Here is a 1,790-nt window from a genome sequence, read left to right on the forward strand (position 1 = left end):
CCTATCGATTTTCGTAAACAGGCCCACGGCCTGGCGGCGCTGGTCGAGCAGCAACTGGGGCACAACCCGTTCACCGGTGCCCTCTATGCCTTTACCAATCGCCGCCGCAACAAGATCAAGTGTCTGATGTGGGAGGACAACGGCTTTGTGCTCTATTACAAGGCGCTGGCCGAGGAGAAATTCAAGTGGCCATCGTCTGCCGATGAGCTACTCTCCCTCTCTTCCGAGCAGATAAACTGGTTGCTCGATGGCTACGATATCTCCTTGATGCAGGGCCATAAAACACTGCATTATGAGACGCTTTAATACCGCCAACCTCGTGCTTTACCGCCTTGTTTTTGTTATAATTTCCCCATGAAAATGACGCTGAAAAACCTCACCCCATCACCTGATCTCAGTGGCCTTAGCGCCGCTGAGTTGTTGGCGGTTATTGCGGGTTTTCAGCAACAGTTGGCGTTAAAAGAAGAGGCTATCCAGCGGCGTGACGCCCATATCCTGTTACTCGAAGAGCTGCTGCGTCTGCGCAGGATCCAGCGCTTTGCCGCCAGCAGCGAGAAACTCCATCAGCTCCAGCTCTTTGATGAGGCAGAGCTGGAAGCGGACATGGACGCCCTGCTGGCCCAGTTACCCGATGACCTGCCGCAAACTGCCGAAGCAAAGGCCAAGCCGCGTCAACGTGGCTTCTCCGCCTCACTGCTGCGCGAGCGCATCGAACTCACCCTCAGCGATGAGCAGAAAGCCGGGGCCAGCAAGGTGTTCTTTACCAAGGTCAAAGAGGAGTTGCAGTTCATTCCGGCTCAACTCAAGGTGCTGGAGATCTGGCAAGAGAAGGCGGTGTTCGAGCGTGATGGCGAAGAGGTGATCCTCGCCGCCAACCGCCCCGTCCACCCACTGGGCAAATGTATCGCCACGCCGTCATTGCTGGGCTACATCATTACCTCTAAGTATGCCGATGGCCTGCCACTGTACCGTCTGGAGCAGATGTTCAAGCGCCTAGGGCAGGAGGTGAGCCGCACCAGCATGGCCCACTGGATCATCCGGCTGGATGAGGTGTTCCAGCCATTGATGAACCTGCTGCGCGAGGAGCAGAACCACGCGACGTACCTGCAAGCCGACGAGACGCGGATCCAGGTGCTCAAAGAGGAGGGCAAAACGGCGCAATCGGACAAATGGATGTGGGTGACCCGTGGCGGTCCACCGGGCCGCCCTTCTGTGTTATTTGAATATGATCCGTCGCGCGCCGGAAGCGTACCCGTGCGCCTGCTGGACGGTTTTAGCGGCATACTGCAAGCCGATGGCTATTCTGGCTATAGCCAGGTGTGCAAACAGAGCGGCCTGACACGGATTGGCTGCTGGGATCACGCTCGGCGCAAATTCATCGAAGCGACCCAGGCCACGCCGTCCGTTGCGAAGGGCAAGAGCAAGCCCGGTGCCAGCAAGGCCGGTGTGGCATTGGGGTACATAGGTAAACTCTATGCCATCGAGCGGGAGCAGAAGGAGCGCAGTGATGCCGAACGCTATCAGGCACGGCAGACGCGTAGCATGCCGCTGTTGGCGGAGTTCAAAACCTGGCTGGACAATAACGTCGGCAAGGTGATGAAAGGCTCGCTGACGAGAAAGGCGATGGAATACACGCTGGGGCAGTGGCCCTATCTGGTCGGCTACTGCGAGCGGGGTGATCTACACATCAGCAATGTGTTGGCGGAGAACGCGATCCGCCCGTTCGCCGTGGGGCGCAAGGCCTGGTTGTTCGCCGACAGCGCGCAAGGCGCCAAGGCCAGCGCGACCTG

2 protein-coding genes are annotated in these 1,790 nt (G+C 58.4%); both read left to right on the forward strand.

The annotated features are described in order from the left end of the window. The coding region (tnpB, locus tag OKC30_RS20700) for an IS66 family insertion sequence element accessory protein TnpB (RefSeq protein ID WP_270809804.1) at positions 1 to 306 on the forward strand (306 nt) is incomplete at its 5' end. Between the two features lie 48 nt (positions 307 to 354). After that, positions 355 to 1,790: IS66 family transposase (gene tnpC, locus OKC30_RS20705; protein WP_270809805.1), on the forward strand; the 1,436-nt coding region annotated here is incomplete at its 3' end.

The organism is Aeromonas sp. QDB18, from assembly GCF_027705325.1.
GTDB classification, from domain to species: Bacteria; Pseudomonadota; Gammaproteobacteria; order Enterobacterales; family Aeromonadaceae; genus Aeromonas; species Aeromonas caviae.